23 protein-coding genes and 2 pseudogenes are annotated in these 21569 nt (G+C 61.1%); 10 read left to right on the top strand and 15 right to left on the bottom strand.

Annotated elements, in window-relative coordinates; genetic code table 11:
* The first annotated feature begins 67 nt into the window (after positions 1–67).
* Complete coding sequence (locus IPK59_19565; GenBank protein MBK8160862.1) at positions 68–640, top strand: hypothetical protein; 573 nt, start codon at positions 68–70, stop codon at positions 638–640.
* Between the two features lie 5 nt (positions 641–645).
* Here IPK59_19565 and IPK59_19560 read toward each other — a convergent pair.
* The 4 genes and pseudogenes from IPK59_19560 to IPK59_19545 form a co-directional block, all read right to left on the bottom strand.
* Positions 646–2500, bottom strand: a pseudogene (locus IPK59_19560) (phage terminase large subunit family protein).
* The gene (locus IPK59_19555) at positions 2493–3026 is read right to left on the bottom strand and encodes a hypothetical protein (GenBank protein ID MBK8160861.1); all 534 of its coding nucleotides are present in this window, start codon (positions 3024–3026) and stop codon (positions 2493–2495) included. The pseudogene IPK59_19560 and the gene IPK59_19555 overlap by 8 nt, the downstream one beginning before the upstream one ends.
* A 117-nt stretch (positions 3027–3143) precedes the next feature.
* Positions 3144–3989: a helix-turn-helix domain-containing protein gene (locus IPK59_19550; GenBank protein ID MBK8160860.1), complete on the bottom strand. Its 846-nt coding sequence runs from the start codon at positions 3987–3989 to the stop codon at positions 3144–3146.
* On the bottom strand, positions 3989–4279 hold the full coding sequence (locus IPK59_19545) for a hypothetical protein (GenBank protein MBK8160859.1): 291 nt from the start codon (positions 4277–4279) through the stop codon (positions 3989–3991). Before IPK59_19545 ends, IPK59_19550 begins: the two co-directional genes overlap by 1 nt.
* A gap of 107 nt (positions 4280–4386) precedes the next feature.
* Between IPK59_19545 and IPK59_19540 the strand changes: the two genes are divergently transcribed.
* Positions 4387–6369 carry an FAD-dependent oxidoreductase gene (locus IPK59_19540; protein MBK8160858.1) on the top strand — a complete coding sequence of 661 codons (1983 nt, stop codon included), beginning with the start codon at positions 4387–4389 and terminating at the stop codon, positions 6367–6369.
* Between the two features lie 42 nt (positions 6370–6411).
* Here IPK59_19540 and IPK59_19535 read toward each other — a convergent pair whose 3' ends face one another.
* The 3 genes from IPK59_19535 to IPK59_19525 form a co-directional block, all read right to left on the bottom strand.
* Positions 6412–6900 carry a PAS domain-containing protein gene (locus tag IPK59_19535; GenBank protein ID MBK8160857.1) on the bottom strand — a complete coding sequence of 163 codons (489 nt, stop codon included), beginning with the start codon at positions 6898–6900 and terminating at the stop codon, positions 6412–6414.
* A 271-nt stretch (positions 6901–7171) separates the two neighbouring features.
* Positions 7172–8344: an LL-diaminopimelate aminotransferase gene (locus IPK59_19530; protein MBK8160856.1), complete on the bottom strand. Its 1173-nt coding sequence runs from the start codon at positions 8342–8344 to the stop codon at positions 7172–7174.
* 194 nt (positions 8345–8538) lie between these two features.
* Positions 8539–8757, bottom strand: coding sequence for a hypothetical protein (locus tag IPK59_19525; GenBank protein MBK8160855.1), 219 nt, complete (start codon positions 8755–8757; stop codon positions 8539–8541).
* Positions 8758–9024: 267 nt separating this feature from the next.
* On the opposite strand from IPK59_19525, the gene IPK59_19520 reads away from it, so the two are divergent.
* From IPK59_19520 to IPK59_19510, 3 genes are all read left to right on the top strand, one after another.
* Entirely contained in the window at positions 9025–9243 is a 219-nt protein-coding gene (locus IPK59_19520) for a hypothetical protein (protein MBK8160854.1), read from the top strand.
* Between the two features lie 141 nt (positions 9244–9384).
* Positions 9385–9717: an HU family DNA-binding protein gene (locus IPK59_19515; protein ID MBK8160853.1), complete on the top strand. Its 333-nt coding sequence runs from the start codon at positions 9385–9387 to the stop codon at positions 9715–9717.
* A 189-nt stretch (positions 9718–9906) separates the two neighbouring features.
* Complete coding sequence (locus tag IPK59_19510; protein MBK8160852.1) at positions 9907–10899, top strand: P1 family peptidase; 993 nt, start codon at positions 9907–9909, stop codon at positions 10897–10899.
* On the opposite strand, the gene IPK59_19505 is transcribed toward IPK59_19510, so the two are convergent.
* Complete coding sequence (locus IPK59_19505) at positions 10891–11097, bottom strand: hypothetical protein (GenBank protein ID MBK8160851.1); 207 nt, start codon at positions 11095–11097, stop codon at positions 10891–10893. The two genes, IPK59_19510 and IPK59_19505, sit on opposite strands and share 9 nt — an antisense overlap.
* A 148-nt stretch (positions 11098–11245) precedes the next feature.
* Here IPK59_19505 and gcvA point away from each other — a divergent pair, with 148 nt between their 5' ends.
* Positions 11246–12133, top strand: a complete 888-nt coding sequence (gene gcvA, locus IPK59_19500) for a transcriptional regulator GcvA (protein ID MBK8160850.1) — start codon at positions 11246–11248, stop codon at positions 12131–12133.
* 4 nt (positions 12134–12137) lie between these two features.
* Here gcvA and IPK59_19495 read toward each other — a convergent pair whose 3' ends face one another.
* Positions 12138–13943: a potassium/proton antiporter gene (locus IPK59_19495; GenBank protein MBK8160849.1), complete on the bottom strand. Its 1806-nt coding sequence runs from the start codon at positions 13941–13943 to the stop codon at positions 12138–12140.
* 249 nt (positions 13944–14192) lie between these two features.
* Between IPK59_19495 and IPK59_19490 the strand changes: the two genes are divergently transcribed.
* Complete coding sequence (locus tag IPK59_19490; protein ID MBK8160848.1) at positions 14193–14966, top strand: ABC transporter substrate-binding protein; 774 nt, start codon at positions 14193–14195, stop codon at positions 14964–14966.
* Positions 14967–14991: 25 nt separating this feature from the next.
* On the opposite strand, the gene argB is transcribed toward IPK59_19490, so the two are convergent.
* On the bottom strand, positions 14992–15873 hold the full coding sequence (gene argB, locus IPK59_19485) for an acetylglutamate kinase (protein MBK8160847.1): 882 nt from the start codon (positions 15871–15873) through the stop codon (positions 14992–14994).
* Between the two features lie 461 nt (positions 15874–16334).
* Between argB and IPK59_19480 the strand changes: the two genes are divergently transcribed.
* The 3 genes from IPK59_19480 to IPK59_19470 all read left to right on the top strand — a co-directional run bounded on the left by IPK59_19480 (position 16335) and on the right by IPK59_19470 (position 17952).
* Entirely contained in the window at positions 16335–16940 is a 606-nt protein-coding gene (locus tag IPK59_19480) for a hypothetical protein (GenBank protein MBK8160846.1), read from the top strand.
* A gap of 179 nt (positions 16941–17119) precedes the next feature.
* A complete protein-coding gene (locus IPK59_19475; GenBank protein MBK8160845.1) occupies positions 17120–17533 on the top strand; it encodes a hypothetical protein in 414 nt (137 codons plus the stop codon).
* Positions 17530–17952 carry a hypothetical protein gene (locus IPK59_19470; GenBank protein MBK8160844.1) on the top strand — a complete coding sequence of 141 codons (423 nt, stop codon included), beginning with the start codon at positions 17530–17532 and terminating at the stop codon, positions 17950–17952. The genes IPK59_19475 and IPK59_19470 overlap by 4 nt, the downstream gene beginning before the upstream one ends.
* Positions 17953–18062: 110 nt before the next feature.
* Here the strand turns inward: IPK59_19470 and IPK59_19465 are convergent, their stop codons facing one another.
* The 5 genes and pseudogenes from IPK59_19465 to rpmH form a co-directional block, all read right to left on the bottom strand.
* Positions 18063–18704: a YihA family ribosome biogenesis GTP-binding protein gene (locus tag IPK59_19465; protein MBK8160843.1), complete on the bottom strand. Its 642-nt coding sequence runs from the start codon at positions 18702–18704 to the stop codon at positions 18063–18065.
* Positions 18705–18725: 21 nt separating this feature from the next.
* Positions 18726–20558, bottom strand: coding sequence for a membrane protein insertase YidC (yidC, locus tag IPK59_19460; protein ID MBK8160842.1), 1833 nt, complete (start codon positions 20556–20558; stop codon positions 18726–18728).
* Positions 20559–20606: 48 nt separating this feature from the next.
* Positions 20607–20903, bottom strand: coding sequence for a membrane protein insertion efficiency factor YidD (gene yidD / locus IPK59_19455; protein MBK8160841.1), 297 nt, complete (start codon positions 20901–20903; stop codon positions 20607–20609).
* A gap of 12 nt (positions 20904–20915) precedes the next feature.
* A pseudogene (gene rnpA, locus IPK59_19450) lies at positions 20916–21278 on the bottom strand (ribonuclease P protein component).
* Between the two features lie 51 nt (positions 21279–21329).
* Entirely contained in the window at positions 21330–21464 is a 135-nt protein-coding gene (gene rpmH / locus IPK59_19445; GenBank protein MBK8160840.1) for a 50S ribosomal protein L34, read from the bottom strand.
* Positions 21465–21569: the final 105 nt, after the last annotated feature.

Here is a 21569-nt window from a genome sequence, read left to right as displayed (position 1 = left end):
AACAGAAGTCCAAGCCGAACAGACAAGCGCGACTCGGCGATTCCATAGTCGATGTAAATGATTTGTCATGAAGGCTTGGTCCAAAGGAAAAATTCGGCACAATGCGTTTTGGAGAATAGAGGGCAGACAACTTATGACAAGGGCACCTATCCAAACCGCACGCTTCCGTCTTGAAGGTCCACGCGATTTACTCCGCAAACTATCACTTGATATCGGGCGGATGCGTCAGTCTAAAACACTCGAGCAAGCGGAATTTGCTGCATTCGATTGTGCCGTGACCGCTTGGAGTCTGGTGGATTGGTGCGTTAGCTGCGCGCCGGCCCTAGATAAAACCAGTCGCACGGAGGAGATGCTTTTGCGCATTCCCGGCCTGGATGTTTGTCAAACAATCGCTACTGGCGCAAAGCATTTTGTTGTTAGCAATCAAGTGTCCCCGGACGTCTTTAGTAGCGGATACACGCTCCACTCGGAGTTAATGTCTGACGCTATTCCCGGCGAAACCATCAAATCCGCAGAACACTTCCCTTACATTGTGCGTTTGGAGCATAGCTCAGCGTCGAGTGCTTCATCGGACTGTGCGACGCTCTTCGAAGAAGTTGCAGCAGCAGCGGCAAAATACCTTGATGACGCCGGCCTATAACGATTCTACAGATTTAGCCAAGCCGATCTTATTACTTTCTGCTTCTTCATCTCGGTAGATGACATAAGCCGCGCCGCGCTGTCGGTGGTCGACGGAAAGGCTTCAAGAGACTGCGCCTCTCGGTTCAACTGCAAGCCCATGAAAATGAGTCCGTGCAGCGCGGCGAGGCCATAGACGAAGGTATCGAGTGCCTCATTGCGAGCGCCGTCGCGTTTCGGGAGCCATGCGCGCTTAGGCCGGCCCATGCTGTACCTCGTGATCACATGCTCGGCCGTGAGTTGCTCAAAATAGCTCGCGTCGCGATCCGCCGGAAAATGAATGCAGCCCGGCCCTGGCTCGACGTTTCGGAGGCGCGCGGCGAGAGTATCCTTGCCATTGTCGACGCCGACCAGAAAGAGCGGGACATTGAGCTTTGTCTTGCTCGGCCGGCGCGGCCACAGCGGAACGCCCTGACCGCCCTTGCCCTTGATTGCCCATATGCGCCGGCTGAATCGTGCTGCGGCGAAGCGATAGGCGGCTTGGGTGTGATGGCCGCCAGTGTCAATACAAGCCGCCCGGATGCCGAGTGCCGGCATCGCGCGCGCGTGTTCCCATCGGTTTTTCAAGAACCGGTCTAGGTCCTCCCAAACCGCCGGCCCGGAGGGATCGCCAAAGATTACCCTATGCTCGATTGACCAGCATTCCTCGTCGCGCCCCCATCCTAGGACCTGGGCCTCGATCCGGTCGCCCTGGACGTCAACGCCGGCCGTCAGAAGTGCAACGTCGGCCGGCAAGGTACTTCCCCATTGCTCCCGGCGCTGCATGAGTCCAGTCGGGTCTATAGCCTCGCCGGCTTGATCGGCCCAAGTCTCCGCGAGCTTGAGGTTTGTCCAGGCTTGAAGCCTCGGCGGGTCCTGGAAGACGCGACCATGCTCGACCGCGATCTCGGCCCAAGTTTCAAAGGGCGAATAGAGCGACGAAATGAGAAAGCCGGCGGATCGGCCCGGCCCTGGTTGGTGCGCGCGCCATTCGCCGGCGGCGAGCATTGCAGGCTTTTCATGCTCCTCGATAGCCGCGCCACATTCCGGGCAAACCCGCGTGAGCGAGGTCCCTGCGCCCTTTCGGCCATTGGATGTTTGCCCATTCGAGCAAGTGCATTTGGTGGCAATGCGGGCATGGCACGAAGTACCGCCGCTGATCGGATTCAAGATATGACTTCTCGATCCGGCTTAGGCCCTTGAGCGTCGGCGTCGAGACGAGAAAGATTTTCCGCCGGCCGCGAAATGTCACGGTGCGCTGAATGGCGAGGTTTACCGGGTCGCCCTCGCCGTCGGCGTCATGGGGATACGCGTCGATTTCATCGAGAAACAGGTAGCGCGCCGGCAAGCTCCGGAGGCCGGTCGCTGAATTTGCCCCGGTCATGACGAGCATTCCGCCGGGGAACTGTTTCCGGAAAATCGTATTGCCGGCGTCACGCGACCGAGCCGGCCTGACCTTGCTCTTGAGGACCGGCGTTGCCTCGATCATTGGATCAATTCGGACGGCCGTATTTCGCCGGATGCTTTCGATTGAAGGCTGGACCAGCAGCATGACGCCGGGCGCGTGGTCGATAGCGTACCCGACCCAATTCAAGCCGGCTTCTGTGCCGCCGATCTGCGCGCCCTTCATGAAAACGACGGTTTCGGCTGGATTGTTGGGCGACAAGCAGTCCTGAATCTCTCGGAGGTACGGAACGCGTTCGGTATACCATCGGCCCGGCTCGGCGCTCGTCGAGGGCAACATGCGGTGCCTGTCGGCCCACTCCGAAACCGTCAAATCCGGTTCAGGCGCGATCCCTTTTTGCCAGACAGAGTCGACCCATTGCTCGAGGTCCTCAAGCATCGGAAGCGCCCAAATCGGCGAGGGTCAATTGCGCCAATTCCTCAAGATGGCCGCGCATATGGCGGGCTAGTAGGGTATGCAGCTTGGCCGGATCGACCTTTAGCTCGTTTGCCAAAAGCGGGGAAATTCTGAGAACCCAAGCCGTATGCAAATCCCGCTCCCGCCGCGCCCGGTCGAATACCGCGAACTCGACGCGTTGCCGGTCGACCAGACTGCCGCGCTTGACCTCGAGGTCGAGTTCTACCCGCTCGGCCTTCAATGCCTCATGGCGGGCCTTGCTGGCGGCATAGGCCGGGAGATCGCCTGTCTTGCGGCGCGCGGCCCCTGCCGGCTTGCCCTGGGGCTTGGCGGCCCGTCGGCGGTCCTCGTCGAGGTTGTCCTGCATCCAGGCGTCGGCGGCCTTGGGGTCGATCTTGCCGCGCGTGACCGGCAAGCCCTCATGGATTAACTGCGAAATTCGACCGGTCGTGAGGTCATGGCGGCGAGCGAACTCGGCCTTGCTGATTAGGACCGCAGGCTTAGGCATATCCCGACTCATTCACTAGCGATATGTCGGGGTCTTTCAGCACCCGTACCGGTCGAGGGGGGACGGACCCAAAACCAATGGAGCCGGCCTCGCTATGGGTGCGGCATCCGGTCGAGGTCATGACCGGAACTCCGGAAAGTCTGCATCCGAAAGCGGTTGGCGCTCCCTGCCGGCCCTTCGGTCTATAGCGGCGTTGACATTCCGGACGGCCGCAATGAGCACCGAGGATCGGTCCGGCCGCCCCTGTGCGCCGCCGGGACGACGCTCGGCCTCTTTCCGGCACCAATTACGCCATGTTGCAGGCCAGTCAGCCTTGACGCCCTTGGCGCCGGCAGCACCGAGCCAGAAGTCACGGAAGCTGGCAAAGACGCGGTTGGGATCAAGGCCGAGCTCGCGGGCGAAGGCGGCGCCGACCTCTCCTGGTGTCCAATCGTCCGGCAAGCGAGAGCCTCGGGTCGCCTTATCGGTCGGCGGCGCACTAGCGACGCCCTTAACCTTGGGCGCCTTCGTAGTGGGTTCCTTCAATGGGTACATTAGGGCGTCACCGGATGACGCTATGATAGTGCCTTCGGATGACGCCATGCCTGCCGTCGGATGACGCATTGCTTGCCGTCCGGTGACGCCATGCCCATCGTCTGACGGCGTATTCTCTGGGAGCATAGCGTCATCGGATGACGCATCGCCCTCAGTAAATACCCGATAGACATTGGAGCCAAATCCGCCCATGCCGTCCGTCCGCTTGCGCGTCTCGGTAATCAAATATCCTGCCGCCTCAATGGCTCGGAGATGGCGTTGAATCTGGCGCCGCGACAATCCCAAACGCGCTGCGATTGTAGAGACCGACGGAAAGCAAACACCTCCAGCGTCGGCATATGTTCCGAGTGCGGCCAAGACCCGGAACGCCTCGGCGGAAATCGACCGATCAAACGCCGCCGACGCGGCTATTTTTGTATAACGCCCCATCACGCGTCTTCAACCCGGTTGCCGCCTGCCAGCGGCACCGGGTTCTCTATTTGCGGATCGGGCGGACGACCGAAATGGTTTGCGCTTTCTAGAAAAACGGATTTGTTTTCAGTGAAAGGGGCAAGGGCAGGTTGCGAACCTACCGCCTTGGTTTGTTTGAAGGGCTGTACTCCCTCCGGGCCCACCATCTTCTTCCCTGGGCGACACAGCCCATCCCAATGGAACGCCGCATCGCAAGCTGAGATCCGATGCCTGCCCAGCAAAGGGCCGCGTAGCATGACCCGATTCATATGGCTTCCCCGGTCAAGCCAAGGCAGAATTGCCATTCTCGATTGAGTGGCCAGCGCGCCATTCTGTCGCTTCAAGAAACTGCAACGACCGAAATGGGAGAGACATAATGTCGATGTCGGAACGTGATCGCGCCCTGGGCATGGACCGCAAGATAAGCCGCCGCGATTTCATGAATGGCGTTGCCGTCACGGCCGGGGCTCTTGCAGCCTATGGCGCCGGTATGACCGCGCCGGGCGCGCGTCGTGCGATGGCGGCCGATGCCGCTTATCCCCCCAGCCTCACGGGCCTGCGTGGTCACAATGTCGGGGCGATGGAGGTGATGCATGCGTTGCGCGACAACACCTTCTGGCAAAAGGCCGGCACGCCGGAGCCCGTGGACGAGAGCTACGACCTTGTCGTCGTCGGCGGCGGCATCAGCGGTCTTGCGGCAGCCTATCTCTACCGCCAGCAACACGGGCAGGACGCCAAGGTCCTGGTTCTGGAGGCGCAGGATGATTTCGGCGGCCATGCGCGCCGCAACGAATTCACCGCAGGCAATGGAAAGAAGCTGATCGGCTATGGTGGATCGCAATCGCTGCAGACGCCAAGCTATTTTTCACCCGCGGTAAAGAAACTCCTCGCCGATATCGATATCGATACCGAGAAGTTCAAAGTGTTCTATGACAGCGACTGGTCGGAGAAGCGGGGCCTGGGCGAGGCGGTGCTGTTCCGCAAGGAGGTGTTCGGTGCCGACAAGCTGGTGAAGCAAACCGAGAAGGCTGCCGAATGGGTGCCCGAAACGCCGCTCAACGAGCAGGCAAAAAGGGATCTCATCGAGCTGCTCGATGCCCCGCGCGATTACCTGCCGGAAAAATCGCGCGAAGAGAAAATGAAGATCCTCTCCGAAACCACCTATGCCGATTTTCTCACCAAGATCTGCGGCTATGACCCGCAATTGGTCGCCTATTTCCAGAACTCGACCGAAGGCTATTTCGGCATGGGTATCGACGGCACAACCGCGCTCGACGCCTGGGGCAACTGGAATCCGGGCTTCGACGGCATGGATCTCGGCGACAAGGCCTATAAGACGATGAGCCCGAGTGGTCGTCTCGCACTCACCGATCCCGACCCCTATATCTTCCACTTTCCGGACGGCAATGCCGGTGTCGCCCGTGCCCTGCTTCGTGCCCTCGTTCCGGATGCCTTCCCGGTCCGCGGCATGGAAAGCCTCGCCACGGCATCGGTGGACTATGCGATGCTTGACCGGCCGGAGAATGCCGTGCGCATTCGGATCAATGCGCCGGCGATGCGCGTGAAGCATGACGGGCCGATTGCCGATGCCCGTGAGGTAGAGGTCACTTACCATCATGATGGCAAATTGCACGCTGTCAGGGGTGGGCATGTGGTGCTGGCCTGCTGGCACCGAGTCATCCCTTATCTCACCGATGAACTCGGGCAAGAGCAGATTGACGCGCTCAACGACCAGGTGAAGGTGCCGTTGATCTATACCAATGTGCAACTGCGCAACTGGGAGGCGATGGCGAAACTCGGTATTGGCGGCTTCGAATGCCCGTCCGGTTTCTGGGATGGGGCGTCGATCGACTTCCCGGTCAGCATGGGCGACTACAAATTCGCGGAGAACCCCAGTGATCCGATCATCCTGCATCTGTCGAAAGTGCCGCTGACCGGCGAAGCGGGTGTTTCAACCCGCGAACAATGTGCCGCGGGTCGACAGTCGCTGGTGACGATGAGCTTTGAGGAGATGGAGCGCGAGATCCGCGACATGCTGACCCGCGCGCTGGGCGAGGCCGGCTTCGACCCGGCGCGGGATATCGAAGGCATTACCTGCAATCGCTGGTCCCACGGCTATGCCTATGAATATATGCGTCCCTGGGATGGATACTGGCCGGATGGCGAATTGCCGATCGTCAAGGCACGGCAGCCCTGGGGCCGCGTCGCCATCGCCAATTCGGATTCTGGTGCGTATGCCTACGCCCATTCGGCCATCGATCAGGCGGCGCGTGCGGTACGCGACCTGCTTGGACATGCAGACGGCCTAGCCGCGTTTGCTGATTTCCCCGGCCCGCCCAGGGACATGCTGGAACTGTAAAAAGGTGGCCTGCCGGGATGCCACGTGCTGCCCGGCAGGCCCTTATCTTTTTTCAACCTCAGCATAGATGATGACCATGTCGACGTTTTCCCTGTCCGAAGAAAGGGGAAGCAACAGGCCCTCGGGCTCGCGCAACCAGCCATCGGGAGAAGGCAGCGGGTCCCAATCATAGACCAGCTTCTTTTCCTCTATGACCAGGCGATAATTCTCCAATACGTCCACCAGCGACGAGCCGATAAAGCCTTCCTCGACGGTCATTCCCGTCACGTCGCGACCTCGGAGTTCCATCATCTTGGTGCCGATGAGGCGATAAACGAGTTTGCGTGGATTATGGGCGACATCGATCAGCGAAATTCCCGGCAGCCACTGCTTCATCTCGATCGGATCAAGGTCGGCCCGAGAAGGCATGGCGCGGCCGTTTCGCTTCCCATCCCAATAGCGATAGAACGATGCGTCGCGTGGTGAGCAGCGCTCCAGGAATGCGAGCGATGTCTCTCTGGGATAATCTGTCGAGGGGGTGACGGTCGACATTCAGCGCCCTTTGATCATATGGCGGGATTGACGACCAATCTGCCAATTGCACAGACAGCATAAACGATCCGGTCAGAAGAAGGCCTTAAGAATGGTGACCTTTTCCACCCTCCCAAGGTCTACAGTCCTTCCGGGAAATGTCGATTGGGGGGTGAGAGCGTATCCCAGACGGCTCGAGCAGCCACACACAGCTGGACCCTAACGCGTCTTGGTGGTTCATCGCTGGTCGACGCATGTTCCGGGAATTCGCCCGTCATATCGCCGGTTGCGCCTATCTAAGTGCAGCCTTGATCGCCCGGATCGCCTGTCTGGTGCGGTGCTCGTTCTCGACGAGCGCGAGGCGGACATGGTCGTCGCCATATTCGCCAAAGCCGATCCCGGGCGCCACGGCGACACCGGCTTTTTCAATGAGCAGCTTGGAAAACTCCAGCGAGCCCAGTTCGCAGTAACGTTCCGGAATGGGTGCCCAGGCAAACATGGAAGCAGGCGGGGCCGGTACCGGCCAGCCGGCGGCGTTGAGACCCTCGATCAAAACGTCGCGGCGGCTCTTGTAGCGGGCGCGCATCTCGTCGATGCAATCCTGTGGCCCATTGAGCGCCGCGGTCGCGGCGACCTGGATCGGCGTGAAGGCGCCGTAATCGAGATAGGATTTGACCCGGGTCAAGGCACCCACCAGCCGCTGGTTGCCGGCGCAGAAGCCGATCCGCCAGCCGGGCATGGAATAGGTCTTGCTGAGCGAGCTGAACTCGACTGCTATCTCCTTGGCGCCGGGGATCTGCAGGATCGAGGGCGGCGGCTCGTCGCCGAAATAGATCTCGGCATAGGCGATGTCGGAGATGATGTAGATGCCGTGCTTGCGGCAGAAGGCGACTACCTCGCGGTAGAAATCGAGATCTGCGACCTCGGCGGTCGGATTGCTGGGATAGTTGACGATGACCGCCAGGGGCTTGGGCACCGAATGGCGGACGGCGCGGTCCATCGCCACCAGAAAATCCTGACCGGGACGAAACGGGATCGAGCGGATCGCAGCGCCGGCGATGATGAAGCCGAAGGCATGGATCGGGTAAGAGGGGTTGGGCGCCAGGATCACATCGCCCGGGCTGGTAATTGCCTGGGCGAGGTTGGCGAGCCCTTCCTTGGATCCCAAGGTGACGATCGCCTCGCGTTCCGGATCAATGTCGACATTGAAGCGGCGTGCGTAATAGGCAGCCAGCGCCTTGCGCAGTCCAGGAATGCCGCGCGAATTGGAATAGCGATGCGCGCGCGGATCCTGCAACGTCTCGGCGAGCTTGTCGCTGACATGCTTGGGCGGCGGTTGATCGGGATTGCCCATGCCGAAATCGATGATGTCGCGACCAGCGGCGCGCGCTGCGGCCTTCAGCTTGTTGACCTCAGCGAAAACATAAGGCGGCAGGCGTTTGGTGCGGTGAAACTCGTTGCTCATCTGCCGTCGAATCCCTGTGCGCGTTCGTGGCGGGTGGGCAGGCTCGCCCGCTTCCTTCTGCCTGTCAATTGCGGCACTTGCAGGCTATTTTACGGGCGTTCAAAGAACTTCAGGGGTGCCCTCATCGATAGCCTGCACCCAGTTTCAGGCACAATTCCTGATGGGATCTGAGTGATGTGCGGGCGGTGCTGGTTCTAGAAATTGCGCGCGCCTTCCTTCATGGGAAAGGTGCTCATGCCCCGCGCTTTGATTTCCTCGTCAATCACGGCGACTGTCTTTGCCTTCCCGGCGAGGACATAATGCGTCGCCGAAATGTAGAGACGCGTCCATTTGAGCAGATCGACGTCCAAGGGCGGTTTGGCGCTTTCAATCACCATGATCGCATTCTCGCGACGGTAGATATCGTATCTCATTGAACCCCAGCTCCATCCATTAGGCGTCATGCGTCGAAGGCGCCGTTCAATTCACGTTGGCCGAGGCCGGACTGAATTGGCATCAATCACTTGATTTTCACAGGAATGGAACCTCCGTGCAGCAAACTAGTTCCGGCTAGGGGCACGATCACTGCGTGCACTTGATATCAGGGAAATCCTGGCCTCGGCAGTTTCATGGCTAATGGCGAGTATCAAATGCCTTTTATGAACGTTCTGCTCCGGCAGGACCAAGACAGGAGATGGCTGATGGCTCGCTATGCCTTGTGGCGCCAAGCAGACGACTATACCTATACGGAACAGGCCATTGACGACGAGCAGGCGCTGATTGCCTTTGGCCAGTCCCTGGGCATGGAATTGTCGCTGCAGGGGGAGGGGCCGTGCCCCTATATGCTCGGTCGCCGCGAAGATGACGATCCAAGCAAGATGCCGCCGGTGGTGAACAGGGCGGTTTACAAGGTCGAGTAGCCCGAGTCGCAGCCCCCTTCCGGCCAGGAAATCGCTGGTACCAGTGCAATTTTGACGGTTTGCCGCAGCGAATCGTTGAATTGATCGTGTTGGTGTGGTCACCTGAATTGGATCAACCGCAAGACAAGGAGTTTACTGATCATGGCTAAAGCAGCCGCGGCCAAAAAAGCCGCCCCGAAAGCCGCCGCCGGCAAACAAGCCGTCGTCACTTTGAAGCATCTCGCGGCCGAAGCCGCCGAGGCGCATGAACTGCCGAAGAAGCAGGTCGAGACGATCCTGACGGACGTCATCGCATCGGTTGCCAAGCAGCTCAAGAAGGGCTCCAAGATCCGCCTCGTCGGCTTGGGCATCCTCCAGGTCCGCAAGCGCGCCGCGCGCATGGGCCGCAACCCGGCCACCGGCGAAGCCATCAAGATCAAGGCGTCGAAGAAGATCGCTTTCCGCGCCGCCAAGGAACTGAAAGAGTCGATCTAAACCCGAACTTTCGTGATCGTCCGTTAGTCGACCCTCCGGTGATTCCCACCCTAAGTCGATGACTGACAGCAGAGCCCGCTTGCGGCACCGGCATTCCCGGTGCGGAGCGGGTTTTGTATTTGGGAGAGCTCTGTGCGGATATCCGAGGTTGATCGTTCCTTGCCACAACGGGCGCGAACACTCGGATTCATGCCGGGGCAATTGCCCACTGGTGCGTTGAATGCGATCACTGATGTGGCGGGCGTCCGGGTTGGACATGTGACCCTTCAGGAGGGCGATCGAACCCGCACCGGCGTCACCGCAATCCTGCCGCATGGCGGGAACCTTTATCAGGACAAAGTGCCGGCCGGGCTCGCCATCCTGAACGGCTACGGCAAGCTCGCCGGGTCGACCCAACTCCTGGAACTGGGCGAGCTGGAGACACCGATCATCCTGACCAACACCCTGGCGGTAGGGCGGGCGATCGAGGGCGTCAATCGCTGGACCCTGGCCCAACCCGGCAATGAGCGGGTGGGATCGCTCAATGCGGTGGTGGGCGAGACTAATGACGGTCGGCTCAACGATATCCGTGCGGCCCTTCCGACGGCGGAGCAGGTGATCGCGGCGATCGACAGCGCCAAGACCGGCCCGGTCGCGGAAGGATGTGTGGGGGCCGGGACCGGCACCGTTGCCTTCGGGCACAAGGGCGGTATCGGCACCAGTTCCCGCCGGGTCGAGGTCGCCGGTATGGCCTATGATCTCGGCGTCTTGGTGCAGTCCAATTACGGGGGCGCCTTGCGCATCGATGGGCGCGATCGGCGCGCATGCACCGCCGCCGATACGGATGGGTCCATCATGATCGTGCTTGCCACCGACGCGCCGCTCTCGGATCGCAACCTCCGGCGCCTGGCCGAGCGTTGCTTTGGCGGCCTGGCGCGAACCGGCGCCGCGCTCAGCAACGGATCGGGGGACTACGCCCTGGCCTTTTCGACCGCCGAGACTGTGCGCCGCACGCCGGCGCGCCGGGGACAGGTGGCAACGATTGCCGATCTTCCCAATGATCAGATGTCGCCCCTGTTCCTCGCCGCGATCGAGGCCACGGAGGAGTCGATCCTGAACTCCCTGTTCATGGCCGTGACGACGGCCGGTTTCGACGTGGCGCGCCAGGCATCGGTGACCGTCAAGGCCCTGCGGTCAGCCTAGGTAGCGCGCCCGCTCCCCGGCGGCGAGGTCGCGGGCATGATCCGCCGAAATGCCGAGATCCCGCAGGATGTGCGGCGAGAGCGATTCCAGGTCCACACGGTGCTCCTTGCCGGCGCTTGCGGGGCGGCCGCCGAGTTTGGCGAAATGGCATAACGTCGATCTGATCAGGCGTGACATCAGGCCGTTGACGCGCGCCACTCTCATATTCTGCTCCATGACCCAAGCCCTCGATTGATGTGGATAAGGCCGAAGAGCCCTTATCTGTCCGTTTCAATTTGTGCTGGACAGGCGGACAAAACAAATCGATCCTGTTGGGTAATCCATTAACAGTCTTTATGAATAAACCATGTCGAGGCTGCCCCCGCTTGCTGCCATTCGTGCCTTCGAGGCCGCTGCCCGCCATGGAAGTTTCACCAAGGCAGCGGCCGAACTGGGCATGACCCAGGCCGCGGTCAGTTATCAGGTGAAGCAACTGGAAGACCGGGTGGGGGCACCGCTGTTCCTGCGCCAGGCCCGCAAGGTCGTTCTGTCGGAGGCTGGCAAACGCCTGGCGCCGGGGGTCGCTGAGGCATTCCAGCGCCTGACGCTGGCCTTTGATGCGCTCCGCCGCACTGATGAGGGTGTCCTGTCGGTGACGGCGGTCAACACTTTCTGCACCAACTGGCTGGTGCCGCGCCTGGGCACCTTCCAGATCTCGCATCCCGAAATTGCCGTGCGCCTCGATGTGTCCTCGCGCTGGATCAATTTTGCGCAGGAGGAATTCGATGTCGGCATTCGCAGTGGTGACGGCACCTGGCCAGGCCTTGTCGCCCATAAACTGATGGGCTTCGAAGTGACGGTCTTTGCCAGTCCCGATTTCCTGGCGCGCGCCGGCCGCATCGAGAAGGCGGAAGACCTGCTGCGCCTGCCGCTGCTCGATTGGACCGATAATGCCTGGCGACGCTGGTTCGCCGCGGCGGGGATCCAGAACCCGCAACCCACCTCGATGCCCGCCATGATGGCCGAGACGCAGCAATTGCTGGGCAGTGCCGCCGTCACCGGACAAGGTATCGCGTTGCTGACACCGGCTTTTTTCCGAGCCGATATCGAAGCTGGCCGGCTGGTCCAGGTGCTGCCGATCGTGGTGAAAGAAAAGCTCGACTACTGGCTGGTCTATCCGCAGGAACGACGCAACGTGCCGAAGATCCGCGCCTTCCGCGATTGGTTGCTGGAGCAGGTGGCGCTGGACAGCTAGCGCATCAGACGCCGGTCAGGCGGCGGAACGCGCGCCAGGTTTTCATCGGATGCTTCAGCTTGCGCAGGGCGCGCGTGACCGGCAGATGGACGCGCGTATCCTCGAGTTCCAGGCCGATGCGCTGGATGCGCCCTTCCTTGGCCTCGCGTACGACCAATTCGATCTCGCCCAGTTTGAAGCGATCGCCGGCGACGACATGCTCGCCCAGGCGGTCATGCAGGAAGTCGCCCAGCGACCGGCCCTTGGCGTCGATTCCCAGTTGCAGCCCATACATCAACGCGAGGTCGGTGGCCGGCGTCGCGGCATCGAATACGAATTCGCCGAAGCCAGCCGGTGCCGCCGGCTCATCCGCTTCATGATAGGCGAAGTTCTGATGGAGCCCGGCAATCTCGGCCGGCGGGGCGATGGCGATGACGTAATCCTCGACCCTGGGGCGCGTTTCGCGGAACAGGACGATGGGCGCCGACTCACGGATCACGCTGATGATTTCCGCCTGTCGGGGAAGATCGATCTCGCCGTAATCATAGTTGAGGACGCGGGCACCCTCCTGGACACGGAAGCCAGCGAGTTCGCGCGTCGCGCCATGTCCCAGGCTGATGTCGAGATCCTGGGCATGGGGGGCTGCCGCCGGCACCTCGAGGCCGAGGAAACGGGCAGCGCGGCCCACGGTCCAGCCCTGGACCAGGAGCGAGGTGAGCACCGCCACGAAGGCCACGTTGAAATAGACCTGGGCGTTGGGGACGCCGGCCAGGATCGGGATCGAGGCGAGGAAGATGGGTACCGCTCCGCGGAGACCCACCCAGGCCACGAAGCCGCGCTCGCGCCAGTTGAAGCGGAAGGGCAGCAGGCTCATCATCACCGCACCAGGCCGCGCGATGATGATGAGGCCAATCGACAGCGCCAGGGCCGCCGCGAGATCGGCGAGGAGGGCCGAGGGTGTCACCAACAGGCCCAGCATGAGGAACATGGCGATCTGTGCCAGCCAGGCCAGGCCGTCAAGGAAACGCATGATCACCTGCTGGGCGCGGTAAGGCGCCTGGGCCAGCATGACGCCCGCCACATAGACGGCGAGGAAGCCGCTCGCATGTACCGCGTTGGTGCCACCGAAGATGAGGAGGGCGCCGGCCGTGGCCAGCACCGGGTAGAGTCCGGCACTGAGGGTCAGACGCTGCAGCAGCCAGCGGAGGCCGAAGCCGCCCGCGGCGCCGATCAGGCCACCCCCAACCAGTTCCAGGATGAAACTGCCCAGCACATACCAGCCCGAGGTCGCAGCGCCCATCTGCAGCACATGGACGGCGGTCAGCGTGAGGAACACGGCCATCGGGTCGTTCATGCCGGATTCGAGCTCCAGCGTGCCGCCGACGCGGGCGTTGACGGCGACACCCTGGCCATGGAGCAGCATGAAGACGGCCGCGGCATCCGTGGAGGCCAGGATGGCGCCCATCAGGATTCCCTCCAGCGGATGCATGCCCATGACCAGAACGGCCATGCCGGCCATGCACAGGGCGGTCAGCAGCACACCGACCGTTGCCAGGGTCAGAGACGGCCAGAACACCAGCCGGACCACTTCCCGCGGGGTGCGCAAGCCACCTTCGAACAGGATGATGGCTAGTGCGATAGACCCCACCGCGAAGGTCGTCTCATAGCTTTCGAATTGCAGCCCGAGCAGGCCCTCCTCGCCGGCCAGCATGCCCAGGACGAGGAACACCAGCAGCAAGGGTGCCCCAAGCCGAGAGGAGATCTGTCCCAGGAGGATGCTGACGAGGGCCAGGAGCGCGCCCAGGAAGATCAGCTGGTTGATGAATGCCAAATCGAGGTAACCTCTTATTTCCGTGCTTGAATTCTCGTCCCGGATGATTGGCCGGACAATGGTCCTCGAACACTATAGCGGTCTCCTTCGTCACCTCGCAAAGGGCGATCACGGGGGTTGGCCTCTTTCATCGCCGGTCTGGCAGAACGGATTTCATCCGGCGGCCATCCTTTGCTAGGATCGTCAGCAGTTGAACGCCGGGGATGACCAGCAATGCTGAGGATGGCGCAACGTCGATGGGTGCGGTCCTTGTTTGCGGCTGTCCTTGGCCTGTCGATCTTGCCGATCTGCGCGGTCACCGCTCTGGCCCAGGGCGAGGCGACCTCCCCGATCCAGTTGGTCTTCGCGACCGAACTGGCCCCGCTCTCCTTCGAGAAAGCCGGCGAGGCCAAGGGCATCCTGATCGATATCGCGCGGGAGGTTTTTGCCGTTCGCCTGGAGCAGCCGGTCGTGACGACGCTTTACCCCTGGGAACGCGCCCAGCAGATGGTCAGGTCCGGGGAAGCCGATGGTTTCATCACGGTCGCCACGACAGAGCGTGACAGCTATGCCAATTGCGGCCGCATCCCGGTCCTGCGCGCTGACCTTCACCCGATCATACGGCCAGACAGTCCACAGCGCACCGATATCGAGGCGGCGCGGAATCTGGCCGATCTCCGCCAGTTCGATATCGTCAGTTATTTCGGCAATGGCTGGGCAAAACAGAATCTGGCTGGGCACAAGGTATTCTACGCCCAGGACTTCCAGTCATCCCTCTATGGCCTGGCGCAGGGGCGCGGTGATCTGGCCCTGGGCACCACCACTTCCGGCGCCCATTACATGCGCGAACCTGATCTGGCCGGCAAACTGGTGATGCTGCCGCTGGTCGTCGACACCTTCGAATATGTCCTGTGCTTCAGCAAGAACTCGCCCCACGCGGCGAAGCTGTCGGAGTTCGAGCGCGTGCTGGAAGTCATGCGCATGGATGGCGGCTATGCCCCCATCCTGCAGGGTTACGGCATGGCGGCCGACGCGGTCTATTGAAGCTGCCTTCCCGGCGGTCTGGGAATCAGCCGCGCGTCACCAGCGTGCCGATGCCTTGGGGCGTGAAGATTTCCAGCAGCATGGAATGCGGCACGCGGCCATCCAGGATGACGGCTGCCTCGACGCCGCTCTCCACCGCACTGAGGCAGGTCTCGAGCTTCGGGATCATGCCGCCCGAGATCGTGCCGTCGGCCGCCAGCGCCCGCACTTCGCCGGCGGTCAGCTGCTGCACCAGCTGGCCCGACTTGTCGAGCACGCCGGGGACGTCGGTCAGCATGAGGAGGCGCGAGGCGCCGATGGCGGCGGCGATGGCGCCGGCCGCCGTGTCGGCATTGATGTTGTAGGTCTGGCCATCGGGGCCGAAGCCGACCGGGGCAATGACCGGGATGACGCCGGCCTGTTCCAGCGAGCGGATGATGCTGGGATTGACCTTGTCAGGCTCGCCCACCAGGCCGAGGTCGACGCGCTCGCCATCCTTGGTCATCTCGGTCTTCTTGGCATGGAGGAGGTTGTCGTCCTTGCCCGAAATGCCGACAGCCCGGCCGCCAGCCGCATTGATCGCCGCCACAATCTCCTTGTTGATCGAGCCGGAAAGGACCATCTCGACCACTTCCATGGCCGCGGCGTCGGTGACGCGAAGTCCATCGATGAAGCGCGACTGGATATTGAGCCGCTTCAGCATCTCGCCGATCTGCGGCCCGCCGCCATGGACCACCACCGGAAGGATGCCGACCTGGCGCAGCAGCGTGATGTCGCGGGCGAAGATATCGGACAATTCCATGTCCACCATGGCATGGCCGCCATATTTGATGACAAAGCGCTTGCCGGCATATTTCTGCATATAGGGCAGCGCGTCGGTCAGCGTCCGCGCGGTCTTCAGCCAGTATTTGGTGTCGGTGATGCTCATCTCACGCCTTTGCTGCCCGGTTCGTCCCTGGTGGGGGAAGGTGAAGGAGGGGATCATTCGGGGCGCAAGTTGCGGTCGGGGGGCGGTAAAATCAAGTGGGAATTGTATGGGGAGGGTGAGCCACCGGCCAGAACCGAACGGCGTCCACCTTCCGCTGTCAGGGCCTGCGACGCCGGGCCAGCCATGCGTTTGTGGGCGGGTAAGCGGGTGGCGTCCGGGAATTCGCGCATTCCCCGTCTGGATTGGGATCGCAGCCTTCCCAGGAAGCGGCGGAAGATGCCCGGGGAGCATCTCCGGTTCGGTGATGCGCGCGCCTTGACGAGCTAAAGTTCTCCGATAAATTGAGGCCCTGATGGTGAGAATTCTTCGGTTCGAGGTGGCATGCGGCTTAAGTGGAAACCTGCGAGAGGGCAGGAATTCCACTCTGACTCCGATTTTCCATTCGTAAGATGGTGGCCAAAATGGCTTGGTATGTTGAGGATTTCAGCGAGTGGGAGAGGCGTTACAGCCCACAATTCAACGTCGTCCCCTCGACGAACTGGTTTAAAGGCCAGGATCTCGAGAGCGGCGCCTTCGTTGAAGGCTATTCGGACCAAGTTCTACGAGCTGTGCAGGTGAGTTCCCATAAGGTGTTGCCAGACTTCTTCAGGGTTGGGATTCTGCCAGTCTGTTCGGATACTTTCCGCTCAATCGTGGAGATACTCGAACCCAACGTTCATCAATTCTTCCCGATAGAGTTCGAAGGGAATGGAAGTGGCACGAGCGATCCGAAGTGCTTCGTCTTCAACGCTCTAAATGCACTTGACGCAGTCGTTGTCGAAAAGTCGTCCGTCTACTTGCATGAGTGGGAGGCGATGTCCGGTAGCGGAAAGATGACACGATACTCCCGCGTTGCGATAAAGTCGCCACGTGGCTTAGTCCTGAAGAAGGATCTCGTGCAGGGGAAACACATGTGGCGCACATCAAACGTGCTTCCCCGCTTGCTGTTCTTTTCTAACGAACTGATGAGAGCTGTTGAAGCAGCACGGCTTGAGAGACTCACCGTCTTTCCTGCGGCCGAAGAGTAGTTCGTGAAGAATCGAGGTCAGAGTGAGATTATGAAGAATTGGGGTCAGTGAAGAATTGGGGTCAGAGTGAGATTATTGGCGACCGCCGCATCGCCGTCGATGATGCAAGGACTACCCGATAGGCCGCGTTCGACACCGATATACAGGCATTCATCAAAATGAAATACGTGAGGATAGAGATGGTGATCGTATCAGCAGTCGAGACAACTGTGCGGTGTGTTGTCACGGTAGTTTGTTTTGCGGCGACCCTCTATCTACTCGCCCTGCTTGATTGCGCGACGAAGCCTGGGTTGCGCGCCGACAACAACGGCAATGTGTCGCTAGAAGTTCCGGCTCCTTACGACGTTCTTCGCTCGATCGTCAGCACAGCCGATGTGCCAGATGGAGCTACCTGGGACGAGTTGTTGGACCGCGGCGTCGTTCAGAAACGTGTGGAGCCGGTTCGCATCTATTTTGAGAATGGACCGGGTATCAAGTTCGAACATATCACGGGCCTTATAGAAGCCCAGATCCTGCCTTTGCTGGCTTCGGTGCATAAGGCCACAGGTTTGAAATTCGATTGGGTTCATAGCCTGGACAAACAGACACAGTGATCGTCTTTGCGGACAAGCCTTCGCACGGATTGGATGCGCTCGGCGAAGCTCGGCTGCTCAAATGGCTGAGCGTTGATCGGGAGGAGTTTGATCTGGTTTTGGAGCCATTTCAGAGTGACCTCAGTGAGTGCTTTAGATTTGTGGTAGCGCCGAATGGCACGATCATTCGTGCCGTAGGCTTTGTCTCTGTCGGCCAATCGCCGCCATCCGAGGAAAATTGCATTGCCAAGAACTTGCTCTTTGCGATTGGTCTGAAAGGGCCGGCGAGCGGGCCTTCTGCAAAGAACATGGAGTATTCAGCCAGGGAGATCGAACTCCTGGATAAACTGGGCCTGGAGACGCTTTACGGCCGCAATGTTCAACCGGGCATGAAACTGCGAGAAGTACTCAGCATGAAAGCACCGATTGAACAACAGTGAGGCATCCACAAACGAGTGATGCATCATGAATTACGTTCCGACGGATCTGAAGTTCAACCGCGGTTCTTCTCACGCAACTCCCCTGAAGGTGGGAGGCGTAAATGGAGGCCCTACCCTTGCGCAGCCAAGGTGGCCAGGCTGTCGCGGAGTTCGCTCATGCCGTAGCCGGTCTCGGAGCTGGTGACCAGGATCTCCGGGTGCGCTGCTGGGCGCTTGGCGATCATGGCGGTGTACTTCTTGCGGTTGGCTTCGAGCGCCGAGGGCTTCAGCGTATCGGCCTTGGTCATCACCGCCTGGTAGGAGAGGGCGAACTGGTCGAGGAGGTTCATCAGCGCCTCGTCGCTCTCCTTGAAGCCGTGGCGGCTGTCGATGAGGAGCAATAGGCGGCGGAGATTGGCGCGGCCGCGGACATAGCCCTCGATCAGCTGCGACCATTCGGCGACCTTGGAGCGGCCGACCTTGGCATAGCCATGGCCCGGCATGTCCACGAGGACCAGCTCGCCGTTGAGGTCGAAGAAGTTGAGCTGCTGGGTGCGGCCCGGGGTCTGTGAGACGCGGGCCAGGGCCTTGCGGCCCGTGAGCGCGTTGAGGAGGCTCGACTTGCCGACATTCGAGCGACCGGCGAAGGCGATTTCGATCGGCCCCATCGGCGGCAATTGGTCAAGCTTCATGGCGCCCGCCACGAAGACGCATTCGCGCTGGAACAGCTTGTCGCCGATGCTGCGTTCGCCCGCTTTCCGTTCGCCGCTCACTCTGTCAACTTTCTCAACAGGTCAGGCCTTGGCCTGACGCTTCGCCTTGGCCTTGTCCTGGCTGTACATGATGTATTTCTGCTGGGCGATCGAGAGCGTGTTGTTCCAGGCCCAGTAGATGACGAGACCGGCCGGCATCGTCCCCAGCATGAAGGTGAAGACGAACGGCATGATGGCGAACATCTTGGCCTGCACGGGATCCGGCGGCGTCGGGTTGAGACGCATCTGCGCCCACATGGTGAAGCCCATGATCAACGGCCAGACACCGATCGAGAGGAAGTGGATGAGCGTGCCGAGGACCGGGGTGTGGAGATAGAGTGCCGGCTCCCAGGGAATGAGGCCGAAGAGATTGAGGAAGGTGGTCGGGTCCGGCATTGAGAGATCATGGATCCAGCCGAAGAACGGCGCCTGACGCATGTCGATGGTGACGTAGAGCACCTTGTAGAGCGCGTAGAAGACCGGGATCTGCACCAGGATCGGCAAACAGCCAGCGGCCGGGTTGACCTTCTCCTTCTTGTAGAGCGCCATCATCTCCTGCTGGAAGCGCGCCTTGTCCTCGCCATACTGCTCCTTGAGGGTGGCCATCTGCGGCTGCAGCGCCTTCATCTTGCTCATGGACGCATATGATTTGTTGGCGAGCGGGAACATGACCGCCTTCACGCAGACGGTGAGCAGCAGGATGGCGAGGCCCATATTGCCGATATAGCGCACAATCCAGTCGAGGAAGGCATGGAGCGGCTTGGTCAGGAAGAAGAACCAGCCGAAATCGACCGCGCGCTCGAACAAGGGGATGTTGAGCGTGTCGCGGTAATGCTCCAGCAGGCTGACTTCCTTGGCGCCGGCAAAGATCTGGTGGGCAAAGCTTATCGACCCGCCACCGGCCGGCACATCTCGCATCTCGGCGGTGTAATCGGCCTGGTAGGAATCGAATTTCGGCTCATAGAGATAGCGCGCGTTCAACTTGGCATCTGCCGGGGCCACCTGGGCCACCAGCCAATACTTGTCGGAAATGCCGACCCAGCCGCCGGTGCTGGTGAAGTTCAGCGATTTCGCTTCATTGGCATCGGCATCGACAGCCTGATCCTTGACGGTGCCGTACTTTTCTTCATTGAGGGTGCCGTCGAACACACCCATCGGACCTTCATGAAGGACATAGGTCTGGCTGGGTGACGGCGGCAGGCCAAAGCGCACGACGCGTGAATAGGGAGCGAGAGCGACAGTGGCGCCGCCATTGTTGGCGACCGATTCCTCGATCTTGAACATGTAGCCGTCATCGACCGAGATCCTGCGGGTGAAGACCAGGCCGGCGCCATTGTCCCAGGTGAGGGTGAGCGGCGTCTTGTCGGTCAGGGCCGAGCCAGTGGCGGTCCAGACGGTGTCGGCATTCGGTGTGGCGACGCCCGCGGCGGCGACCCAGCCGGTCTCCGCGATATAGCCGTGGAGCGAGTTGGCCGGGGTGAGCAGCACCACGTTGGGGCTGTTGGGCTCAATGGTGTCCCGGTAGTTCTTCAGGACGAGATCATCGATGCGGCCGCCCTTGAGTGCCACCGAGCCCTTGATCTTGGGCGCGTCGATGGTGATACGCGGGCTTTGCGCGAGCGCGCCTTCACGCGGCATCTGCTGGGTGACGCCGAGATCGCCCGGCGCCGTGGCAGTCGTGGCCGTGCTGCCGGTCGTGGCGGCGGCGGTGGTGCCGCTGGCTGCCTGCTCCAGCGCCAACTCGGCCTGCTGGGCTTCCTGCGCCGCGCGCAGTTTCTCGGCCTTCGGCATTTCGTAGAAGAACTGCCAGCCAAAGATGATCGCTGCCGACAAGGCGATGGCGATGATCATGTTCTTCTTGTCGGTCTGCGGCATCATGATGACGATCGAATCCCAGAAAGAGGTTTAGTGGCTGGACGAGACTTAATGGCCGGACGGGGCGGCCGAGTGACCGCACTGGTCAGAATGGTGGTGGTCGTTGGTGCCCGGCACCGGATCGTAGCCAGCACCGCCCCAGGGGTGGCAGCGGCCGAGACGGCGCAAGGTCAATGCAACACCCTTTATCAAACCATGCCGCTCGATTGCTTCGATGCCATAGGCCGAACAGGTTGGCTGATAGCGGCAGTTGAAGCCGAAGAAGGGCGACAGGGTCAGTTGGTAAAGCCGAATCGGCAGGATGCCAATCAACAACCACCAGGACCGGGTATTGGGGGAAATCATGACGTGGCCTGGATCGGCAGGGCGACGCCCAGGCTTTTTCAGACCTCGGCGGAAATCTTCCTTGAGGGCCGCATAATCGCGCACGACAGTGGCTGGGCGCGCAATCAGGACCAGATCGGTCGTGACCTCGGTCACCGCCGTCTCGCGCAGGACCTCAGCGGCAGCTGCCTTCAAACGCCGACGGGCCCGGTTGCGCGCGACGGCATTGCCGACCTTGCGGCTGGCGGTGAACCCTAAGCGGATGGAAATGGCGTCGGATGGTGCAACGTCGTTCGCGCGCGCCTGCAACACCAGACCCGGCGCCACCCATTTGCGGTTAGCAGCCGCGGCGGCCAGGAATTCGGCACGCCGTTTCAGGCGGCCGATGCGGGTCATCGCGCGGGAACTGACTTTACGGCAGCGACAGGGAACAAGGTCAGCGCCAGATTAGGCGCTGAGACGCTTGCGGCCCTTGGCGCGACGCGACGAGATGACCTTGCGGCCGCCCACAGTCGACATACGCGAGCGGAAGCCATGACGGCGCGCGCGGACCAGCTTGCTGGGCTGAAAGGTACGTTTCACGTTAAATCTCCAAGAATTCAATCAGTTGTGGTTTGGCGCGGCTATATAAAGAAAGCCCCGGCCAGAGTCAATCAACCGGCCACCGAAACGGCCGCAAGGCGCTGC

Source organism: Rhodospirillaceae bacterium (genome assembly GCA_016712715.1).
Taxonomy (GTDB): domain Bacteria; phylum Pseudomonadota; class Alphaproteobacteria; order Dongiales; family Dongiaceae; genus Dongia.
Note: the sequence above shows the minus strand (reverse complement) of the source record. Positions and strands in the feature narration are given on the sequence as shown.

Excerpts from the sequence above, each read along its gene's own strand:
- IPK59_19525 (MBK8160855.1), bottom strand. The coding sequence starts at position 8,757 with ATGAGATACGATATCTACCGTCGCGAGAATGCGATCATGGTGATTGAA.
- IPK59_19550 (MBK8160860.1), bottom strand. The coding sequence starts at position 3,989 with ATGGGGCGTTATACAAAAATAGCCGCGTCGGCGGCGTTTGATCGGTCG.
- IPK59_19535 (MBK8160857.1), bottom strand. The coding sequence starts at position 6,900 with ATGTCGACCGTCACCCCCTCGACAGATTATCCCAGAGAGACATCGCTC.
- IPK59_19475 (MBK8160845.1), top strand. The coding sequence starts at position 17,120 with ATGGTGATCGTATCAGCAGTCGAGACAACTGTGCGGTGTGTTGTCACG.
- IPK59_19510 (MBK8160852.1), top strand. The coding sequence starts at position 9,907 with ATGCCGGGGCAATTGCCCACTGGTGCGTTGAATGCGATCACTGATGTG.
- IPK59_19565 (MBK8160862.1), top strand. The coding sequence starts at position 68 with ATGAAGGCTTGGTCCAAAGGAAAAATTCGGCACAATGCGTTTTGGAGA.
- yidD (MBK8160841.1), bottom strand. The coding sequence starts at position 20,903 with ATGATTTCCCCCAATACCCGGTCCTGGTGGTTGTTGATTGGCATCCTG.
- IPK59_19515 (MBK8160853.1), top strand. The coding sequence starts at position 9,385 with ATGGCTAAAGCAGCCGCGGCCAAAAAAGCCGCCCCGAAAGCCGCCGCC.
- yidC (MBK8160842.1), bottom strand. The coding sequence starts at position 20,558 with ATGCCGCAGACCGACAAGAAGAACATGATCATCGCCATCGCCTTGTCG.
- IPK59_19530 (MBK8160856.1), bottom strand. The coding sequence starts at position 8,344 with ATGAGCAACGAGTTTCACCGCACCAAACGCCTGCCGCCTTATGTTTTC.
- IPK59_19480 (MBK8160846.1), top strand. The coding sequence starts at position 16,335 with ATGGCTTGGTATGTTGAGGATTTCAGCGAGTGGGAGAGGCGTTACAGC.
- IPK59_19540 (MBK8160858.1), top strand. The coding sequence starts at position 4,387 with ATGTCGATGTCGGAACGTGATCGCGCCCTGGGCATGGACCGCAAGATA.
- IPK59_19545 (MBK8160859.1), bottom strand. The coding sequence starts at position 4,279 with ATGAATCGGGTCATGCTACGCGGCCCTTTGCTGGGCAGGCATCGGATC.
- IPK59_19555 (MBK8160861.1), bottom strand. The coding sequence starts at position 3,026 with ATGCCTAAGCCTGCGGTCCTAATCAGCAAGGCCGAGTTCGCTCGCCGC.
- IPK59_19520 (MBK8160854.1), top strand. The coding sequence starts at position 9,025 with ATGGCTCGCTATGCCTTGTGGCGCCAAGCAGACGACTATACCTATACG.
- gcvA (MBK8160850.1), top strand. The coding sequence starts at position 11,246 with ATGTCGAGGCTGCCCCCGCTTGCTGCCATTCGTGCCTTCGAGGCCGCT.
- argB (MBK8160847.1), bottom strand. The coding sequence starts at position 15,873 with ATGAGCATCACCGACACCAAATACTGGCTGAAGACCGCGCGGACGCTG.